Here is a 9,238-nt window from a genome sequence, read left to right on the forward strand (position 1 = left end):
CAAAATAAAAGATCATAACGGCGGCGCTGGATGGGGTTCTATTACTTTTGACGAAGGGGTAGAGCGCTCTTCAAACGTAGCGTTTGCAATTTTAGGTGATCAAAAGCTTGGTCCAGATCGTTTCCGGAAATATATTCATAATTTTGGATTAGATGAAAAAACAAACATTGATTTACTTGGTGAAGGGTCAAATACAATTTTATTTGATCAACAAATACAACAAGTAACAACAGCGTTTGGACAAGGTTCTACAGTTACACCAATTCAACTTGTACAAGCTGCAACAGCGATTGCAAATGATGGGAAAATGATGAAACCTTATACAATTGATAAAATTGTGGATCCAATAACAGGTAAAGTACAGCTAGAGCATAAACCAAAAGAAGTAGGGAAACCTGTTTCCAAAGACACAGCAGCGCAAGTAAGGCAATTACTAGAACGTGTTGTTACATCACCGAAAGGAACAGGAACTGCATATAAAGTTGATGGGTACTCAGTCGGGGGGAAAACAGGTACAGCACAAATTCCTGACGGGAAAGGTGGCTATATGACGGGAAGAGAGAATTATATATTCTCATTCTTAGGTATGGCACCGATGGACGATCCGCAACTTGTTGTGTATGTGTCCGTTAAACAACCAAAATTAAAAGATGATGAAAACGGGGCTAAACCTTTAGCAGATATCTTTAAATATGTAACGAAAAATAGCTTAGAGTACTTAAAGATTAAGCCGAATGAAGTAAAAGACCCGAAAAAATATGTGAAAGAACAACAAACTGTCGTTCCAGATGTAACCGGAAAAACGATGGAAGAAGCGAAAAAAACAATTGATAAAGCAAAACTTCGTCCAATCGTATTAGGTGAAGGGAAAGTGCAGCAGCAAGTGCCAAAAGCAACTGAACAAACATTAAAGGGTGATCGAGTCTTCTTAGTAGGAGATAAACCTACAATGCCAAATATACAGGGATGGGCACTGCGTGATGTTATGAATTTAGCAAAAACATTAAAGCTTAACTTAAAACCTTCTGGTACAGGATATGTAACTGAGCAAAGTGTAGCGGAAGGGACAGTGTTGCAACCTGGTACAGAATTAGGTGTAACACTCGTACCACCACTTGAACCGCAGCAAGAAGCAGAAAAGCCATAATGGTAATAGGGAAGAAGTTCTAATTAAATAAGTACAAGCATATATTGGAACAAGCTAGGCGTAAGGGAGGCTTGTTCCAATATGCGTGTATCAAATGTAACAGTTAGAAAACGACTTATTTTTATACTTATATCGGGTATACTCATTTTCACCATTATCGATATTCGTCTTGGATATGTGCAATTTTTTCTTGGAAATATGTTAACGGATCGTGCGAAGGATTCATGGAGTCGTAATATTACTTTTGAACCAGAGCGAGGGAAAATTTTAGATCGAAATGGTGTGGAGCTTGCTACGAATAAAAGTGCACCGACCGTCTTTGTTGTGCCGAGGCAAATTGAAAAACCAGCAGAGACTGCAGAGAAGTTAGCTGCAGTATTAGGTGTGGAAAAAGATGATGTTTATAAGCGGATTACAAAAAAAGAATCGATTGTAAGGCTTGATAAAGGCGGAAGGAAAATATCGCATGACAAAGCGAAAGAAGTACGCGGATTAAGTTTAAAGGGTGTGTACATCGCAGAGGATTCTATCCGGTACTATCCATTCGGTAATTTTTTATCACACGTATTAGGATTTGCGGGCAGTGATAATCAAGGGCTTATGGGACTAGAGAAATATTATGATAAAGAGCTAAATGGTGATAAAGGTCATGTGCGATTTTTTGCAGACGCGAAAGGACAGAGAATGCCTAACGTTGGAGATGATTTCAAAAAACCAGAAGCCGGCTTGAATTTAGGATTAACAATTGATTCGCGCATTACGAGGATTATGGAAAGAGAAATGAATATTGCGGAATCAACGTATAATCCTGACGGTATGATAGCAATTGCAATGAATCCGAAAAATGGTGAAATTTTAGGTATGTCAAGTCGACCAAGTTTTGATCCAGCAGATTTCCAAAGTGTTTCTCCGGAAGTATATAACAGAAACTTACCTGTATGGAGTACGTATGAGCCGGGGTCAACATTTAAGATTATTACATTAGCTGCAGCCTTGAATGAAAATTTAGTAGACTTAGAGAAAGATACATTTTATGATGATGGGGCAGCTGAAGTTGGTGGAGCTAGATTGCGGTGTTGGAAAGCTGGCGGCCATGGTAGCCAAACGTTTTTAGAGGTAGTTCAAAACTCTTGTAACCCAGGATTTATTGAACTCGGTGATCGTCTTGGTAAAGATCGATTGTTTAAATACATTCGCAATTTCGGGTTTGGACAGAAGACCGGAATTGATTTACAAGGTGAAGGTAGCGGGATTTTATTTAATTTAGATAAAGTTGGTCCAGTCGAGCAAGCGACGACTTCATTTGGGCAAGGTGTTTCTGTTACACCGATTCAACAAGTAGCAGCTGTAGCAGCCGCTGTAAATGGTGGAACTTTGTATCAGCCATATATAGCGAAGGAATTTATTGATCCGAAGAATAATCAAGTTGTCAGCAAAAAGACACCTGTTGCGAAAAGGGAAGTTATTTCCAAGGAAACTTCAGAGAAAGTTCGTTACGCATTAGAGAATGTTGTAGCGAAAGGTTCGGGTAAAGGGGCTTATATTGATGGATATCGTGTAGGTGGAAAAACTGGAACTGCTCAAAAGGTGAAAGATGGAAAATATTTAGATAATAACTATATTGTATCATTTATCGGTTTTGCTCCAGCTGACGATCCGCAAATTGTTGTTTATGTAGCAGTGGATAATCCAAAAGGAGTCACTCAATTTGGTGGAGTTGTAGCAGCACCTATTGTTGGGAATATTCTTCGTGACGCACTTCCTGTAATGGGAGTGGAACCGAGAAAAGAGCAAGTTGAGAAAGAATATAAATGGGGCGATACACCAACTGTGGAAGTTCCGAATTTAATTGGTATGAAAAAGAAAGATTTACAAACGCAACTTGTAGACTTGAAGCTTGATATAAGTGGTGATGGTGGGAAAGTAATTAAACAATCACCAGAAGCCGGAGCTAAAGTAAAAGAGGGTTCAAAAGTTAGAATTTACTTCGGGAATTAAAGGTAACTGATTGTGTTTTATGGTACAATTGGTGGAAGTGAGTTCTTTATAGAAAAATTGCTTTACTTGAGACGATAAGTGTCTCATTAATAAATAAATCTATTGATTAGACTATAGTAGCACTTACCTCCTATTTTTATATAACTAGGAGGTAACGTGTTACTTGCTAAAATAAGAGATAAATAAACAATGTAGAGAGGGTTTAGTGAAATGAAGTTGCATACACTTGTATCATGTTTGCATGATTTTCCAGTTGTTCCAACAGAAAATCCAGAAATAACATCTATTGAAGCGGATTCACGTAAAGTGAAAGAGGGAAGCTTATTTATATGTATGAAAGGATATACGGTTGATAGCCATGACTTTGCTAAGCAAGCAGCCGCACAAGGAGCGGCTGCTATTGTTGCGGAAAGACCAATTGATGTTGACGTTCCAGTTGTACTTGTGAAAAATACTTTTCGTTCGCTAGCGGTTTTAGCTGATTATTTTTATGGCCAACCAACACACAAGTTACATTTAATCGGTATTACAGGTACAAATGGAAAGACAACAACATCGCATATTATGGATGAAATTATGCGCGCACATGGTCATAAAACAGGGCTAATTGGAACGATTAATATGAAAATCGGTGATGAAACATTTGAGGTGAAAAATACAACACCAGATGCACTAACACTTCAACAGACATTTTCAAAAATGGTTGAACAAGGTGTGGATAGCACAGTAATGGAAGTTTCGTCTCATGCTTTAGATCTTGGCCGTGTACACGGGTGCGATTATGATGTTGCAGTATTTACGAATTTAACACAAGATCATTTAGACTATCATAAAACGATGGAAGAATATAAACATGCGAAAGGGTTGCTTTTCGCACAGCTTGGCAATAGTTATCATCATAATCGTGAAAAATACGCTATATTAAACAGTGATGATCCAGTAGCAGAAGAGTATATGAGAAGTACAGCAGCTACTGTTGTAACATACGGTATAGATGTTGCAAGCGACATTATGGCACGAGATATCGTAATGACGAGTGGCGGTACAACATTTACACTTGTAACACCGTACGAAACTGTAAATGTTACGATGAAATTAATTGGTAAGTTTAATGTATACAACGTGTTAGCTGCTACAGCAGCAGGTCTTGTTTCAGGAGTGAGCTTACAAACAATTATTGATGTAATTAAAGAGCTTGCTGGCGTTCCTGGACGTTTTGAAGTTGTTGATGGTGGACAAAATTACACAGTTATTGTTGACTATGCGCATACACCTGATAGCTTAGAGAACGTACTAAAAACAGCAAAACAGTTTGCAAAAGGCGATGTATATTGTATCGTTGGTTGCGGTGGTGATAGAGATAGAACGAAAAGACCAATAATGGCAAGTGTCGCAACCGAATATGCAACTCACGCAATTTATACATCAGATAATCCAAGAAGTGAAGATCCGAAGGCTATTTTAGATGATATGGTAAATGATGTAAATGGGAATAATTATGAAGTAATTGTCGATCGAAAAGAAGCGATACGTTCCGCTATCTCGAAAGTAAAAGCAGAAGATATTATTATTATTGCTGGTAAAGGGCATGAAACGTATCAAATTATTGGTAAAGAAGTTCATCATTTTGACGATCGTGAAGTTGCTAAAGAAGCAATCACGGAGCGTTTAAACAACGAAGTGTAACAGCATGAGAGGAGGACTACATGTGCTTGAACAAGGTTTATTAGTAACGGCTGGGGTAGCATTCTTAATTTCTGTTGCCCTTTCGCCATTATTTATTCCATTTTTAAGAAAGTTAAAGTTCGGACAGAGTATTCGTGACGAAGGACCGAAGTCACACCAAAAGAAATCAGGGACACCAACGATGGGTGGTATTGTCATATATGTATCTATGATGGTGACTACGCTTATTATGGCGATTAAATTTAACAATTTAGGTGCAGAAGTATCATTGTTATTATTAGTTACATTTGGGTACGGATTAATCGGATTTTTAGATGACTACATAAAAGTAGTAAAGAAAAGAAATCTTGGTTTAACATCAAAACAAAAATTGATTGGTCAGCTTGTAATTGCTATTGCGTTCTTTTTAATTGGAAAAGGGCAAGCATTTCACACKTATATCATGATTCCAGGAACTGATGTTAAATTTGAATTAGGCTGGGCGTATTTTGTTCTCGTATTATTTATGCTTATTGGTGGATCAAATGCGGTTAATTTAACAGATGGTTTAGATGGTTTATTATCAGGAACAGCTGCTATTGCATTCGGAGCATTTAGTATTATTGCTGTAGCTCAAGAACAATTTGGGGTAGCGATTTTCTGTATGGCAGTYGTAGGAGCTGTACTTGGCTTTTTAGTATTCAATGCGAATCCAGCGAAAGTATTTATGGGGGATACTGGTTCTCTAGCTTTAGGTGGTGCTATCGCAGCTGTAGCGATTTTGTTAAAACAAGAATTGTTACTCGTTATTATTGGCGGTGTATTCGTAGCGGAAACTTTATCTGTTATTATCCAAGTTATTTCGTTCAAAACAACAGGAAAACGTGTCTTTAAAATGAGTCCATTACATCATCATTATGAATTATGTGGTTGGTCAGAGTGGCGCGTTGTTGTAACGTTTTGGTCTGTAGGATTTTTATTAGCTGTGCTAGGAATTTATATCGGGGTGTGGATGTAATTGAAAACTGTAACTGAATATCAAAATAAAAATGTTCTTGTATTAGGTATTGCTAAAAGTGGTTATGCAGCAGCTACTTTATTAAAAAAATTAGGGGCAAACGTCATTGTAAATGATGGGAAACCATTGGCGGGTAATGTGCTTGCAGCTGAGTTACAAGCGGAAGGAATGGATGTTGTATGTGGTGGACATCCATTAGAATTGCTGGAGAGAAACATTTCACTTGTCGTAAAAAATCCAGGAATTCCATATTCTAATCCACTCTTAGTGGCGGCGAAAGAAAAACAAATTCCAATTGTAACTGAGGTTGAATTAGCATATTCCATTTCAGCAGCACCGTTCGTTGGGATTACGGGATCTAACGGTAAAACAACAACGACAATGTTAACGTTTGAAATGTTAAAAGAAGGACAAAAGCACCCAGTTATTGCGGGGAATATAGGTACTGTAGCTTGTGAAGTTGCACAATTGGCGAAGGAAAATGAAGTTGTCGTTACGGAACTTTCATCGTTTCAATTGATGGGAGTGGAATCGTTCCAACCAAAAATTGCAGCCTTTTTAAATTTATTTGAAGCGCATTTAGATTATCACGGGACGAAGAAAGAGTATGGTTTGGCGAAAGCGAATATTTTCAAAAACCAAACTGAAACAGATTATAGTATAATTAACGCAGATGATGCAGATGTCATGGCGTTATCGGCATATAGTAAAGGAMAGAAAGTATTATTTTCGACGACGAAAGAAATTGAAGATGGTGCGTATATAAAAGATAACGCTCTTTATTTTAAAGGCGAAAAAGTAGTTAAAGTAAGTGATATTGTTTTACCTGGTAAGCACAATTTAGAAAATATTTTAGCAGCAATGAGTATTGCTAAATTACTAGGTGTTTCTAATGAAGCAATTACTGCTGTGTTAAAAAGTTTTACAGGTGTAAAACATCGCTTAGAATATGTAACAACGATTAATAATCGTAAATTTTATAACGATTCAAAAGCGACGAATATGCTAGCGACAGAAAAAGCATTATCTGCATTTACACAACCGATTGTATTATTGGCTGGTGGACTTGATCGTGGTAATGAATTTGATGATTTAATTCCATATTTTAAACATGTCAAAGCGATTGTGACATTTGGACAAACTGCACCAAAATTAGTAAGAGCGGCAGAAAAAGCAGGATTAGATGTAATTGAAAGTGTTGATACTTTAGATGATGCAGTAGTGAAAGCTTATGCTCATTCTACCGATGGTGATGTAATTCTTCTTTCACCAGCATGTGCAAGCTGGGATCAATTTAAAACATTTGAAGAAAGAGGAGACATTTTTATACAAGCTGTGCATAAACTTATATAAAGTAAATCAAAACATCAGTAGGCTAACACCTACTGATGTTTTGTTACATAGGGCAAAGGTTCTGCCCAAAGAGGTGGTGTTCATGGGTAATGAAGAAAACGCCTGATTTTATTCTCATCATCGTTACACTTGCRTTGTTAACAATCGGAATGATTATGGTTTATAGTGCGAGTGCGGTTTGGGCCTCTTATAAAATGGGGGATTCATTCTTTTTTGCAAAAAGRCAATTGTTATTTGCAAGTCTTGGGGTAGTAGCTATGTTTTTTCTGATGAAAATTGATTATTGGGTRTGGCGTACGTATTCAAAAGTAATTTTACTAGTTTGTTTCGTTCTTCTTATTCTCGTTCTTATTCCTGGAGTAGGTCTCGTTCGTGGAGGGGCGCGAAGTTGGATTGGAATCGGGGCATTTTCTATCCAACCGTCAGAGTTTATGAAATTTGCGATGATTATTTTCTTAGCAAAATTTTTAGCGGAACGACAAAAATTAATTACATCTTTTAAACGAGGTTTACTACCGGCTCTTAGTTTTGTATTTCTTGCTTTTGGGATAATTATGTTACAGCCAGATCTTGGTACGGGAACGGTAATGATTGGGACATGTATTATTATGATATTTATTTCGGGAGCAAGGGTCTTTCACTTTGCAATGTTTGGTTTGCTTGGTGCAGCGGGATTTGTAGGGTTAATTGCATCAGCGCCATATCGAATGAAACRCATCACATCATATTTAGATCCGTGGTCGGATCCGCTCGGAAGTGGATTTCAAATTATCCAATCGTTACTCGCAATTGGACCTGGTGGTTTATTTGGGCTTGGACTTGGACAAAGTAGACAAAAATTTCTTTATTTACCTGAACCACAAACAGACTTTATATTTGCRATCTTATCCGAGGAATTAGGTTTTATTGGTGGYTCATTTGTGTTATTATTATTTAGTCTATTATTATGGCGTGGGATTCGTATAGCATTAGGAGCGCCAGATTTATATGGTACGTTTTTAGCAGTAGGTATTGTGGCGATGATTGCGATTCAAGTAATGATTAATGTTGGTGTTGTAACAGGACTGATGCCTGTTACCGGTATTACTTTGCCATTTTTAAGTTATGGTGGATCAAGTTTGACCTTAATGTTAATGGCAGTTGGTGTATTATTGAATATAAGTCGCCATTCTCGCTATTAAACCCTGTTTAAAAGACAGGGTTTTTCGTGTGTGTGTGAAAATACAATATGTATATAGAAATAAATACGATTGAATAAGAACAGGGAAGTGGAGGAATCAGTAGTGCGAGTATTAGTAAGTGGTGGGGGTACTGGAGGACATATTTATCCAGCTCTTGCTTTAATTAGAGAAATAAAAAAACTAAATCCGGAAGCAAGATTTTTATACATTGGTACAGAGAATGGATTAGAGAGTACCATCGTACCGAAAGCGGGTATTCCGTTCCAATCTATTGTTATAAGTGGATTTAAACGAAAAATATCTCTTGATAATGTAAAAACCGTGATGCGTTTCCTAAAAGGTGTTCAAGATAGTAAACGATATATTCGTCGTTTTAACCCTGATATTGTGATTGGTACGGGTGGATACGTATGTGGGCCAGTTGTATATGCTGCGGCTAAATTAGGTATTCCGACTATTGTTCATGAACAAAATAGTGTACCTGGTGTAACGAATAAATTTTTAAGTCGTTATGTCGATAAAGTTGCAGTTTGTTTTGAAGCAGCTGCAGAACATTTTCCACAGTCAAAAGTGGTTATGACAGGTAATCCACGTGCATCAGAAGTAATGGACCAAAATGGAATGAAAGGAAAACGTTCGGTAGGACTATCCCTTTCTAAAAAATCCGTGCTTATTTTTGGTGGGAGCCGCGGGGCTAGACCGATTAACGATGCTTTTGTAGAAGCGATTGAACAATTTGGGAATAAAAGTTACGAAGTATTATATGTAACAGGCGAAGTACATTATGATAAAGTTATGGAAGCCGTGAAACAAAAAGGGAATCCGAATAATGTTATTATTAAACCTTTTATTCATAATATGCCAGAGGTACTGACG

At 37.3% G+C, this 9,238-nt stretch carries 7 protein-coding genes; all 7 read left to right on the forward strand.

The annotated features are described in order from the left end of the window. A partial coding sequence (locus tag AC1DJR_RS10080; protein ID WP_477002525.1) for a penicillin-binding transpeptidase domain-containing protein occupies nt 1–1,147 on the forward strand: 1,147 nt, incomplete at its 5' end. Between the two features lie 81 nt (nt 1,148–1,228). Then, entirely contained in the window at nt 1,229–3,145 is a 1,917-nt protein-coding gene (locus tag AC1DJR_RS10085) for a stage V sporulation protein D (protein ID WP_002014741.1), read from the forward strand. 210 nt (nt 3,146–3,355) lie between these two features. After that, nucleotides 3,356–4,831, forward strand: coding sequence for a UDP-N-acetylmuramoyl-L-alanyl-D-glutamate--2,6-diaminopimelate ligase (gene murE / locus AC1DJR_RS10090; protein ID WP_002014740.1), 1,476 nt, complete (start codon nt 3,356–3,358; stop codon nt 4,829–4,831). A gap of 22 nt (nt 4,832–4,853) precedes the next feature. Then, nucleotides 4,854–5,828: a phospho-N-acetylmuramoyl-pentapeptide-transferase gene (gene mraY, locus AC1DJR_RS10095; RefSeq protein ID WP_002014738.1), complete on the forward strand. Its 975-nt coding sequence runs from the start codon at nt 4,854–4,856 to the stop codon at nt 5,826–5,828. Further along, a complete protein-coding gene (gene murD, locus AC1DJR_RS10100; protein WP_477002526.1) occupies nt 5,829–7,181 on the forward strand; it encodes a UDP-N-acetylmuramoyl-L-alanine--D-glutamate ligase in 1,353 nt (450 codons plus the stop codon). 89 nt (nt 7,182–7,270) lie between these two features. Next, the gene (spoVE, locus tag AC1DJR_RS10105) at nt 7,271–8,362 is read left to right on the forward strand and encodes a stage V sporulation protein E (RefSeq protein WP_477002527.1); all 1,092 of its coding nucleotides are present in this window, start codon (nt 7,271–7,273) and stop codon (nt 8,360–8,362) included. Nucleotides 8,363–8,464: 102 nt separating this feature from the next. Continuing rightward, on the forward strand, nt 8,465–9,238 hold a 774-nt coding region (locus AC1DJR_RS10110; protein WP_477002528.1), incomplete at its 3' end, for a UDP-N-acetylglucosamine--N-acetylmuramyl-(pentapeptide) pyrophosphoryl-undecaprenol N-acetylglucosamine transferase.

Source organism: Bacillus sp. 05T31, assembly GCF_056396725.1.

Bases quoted from the DNA above. Each gene is read 5' to 3' on its own strand.
- murE (WP_002014740.1), top strand. From the start codon at position 3,356: ATGAAGTTGCATACACTTGTATCATGTTTGCATGATTTTCCAGTTGTT.
- AC1DJR_RS10085 (WP_002014741.1), top strand. From the start codon at position 1,229: ATGCGTGTATCAAATGTAACAGTTAGAAAACGACTTATTTTTATACTT.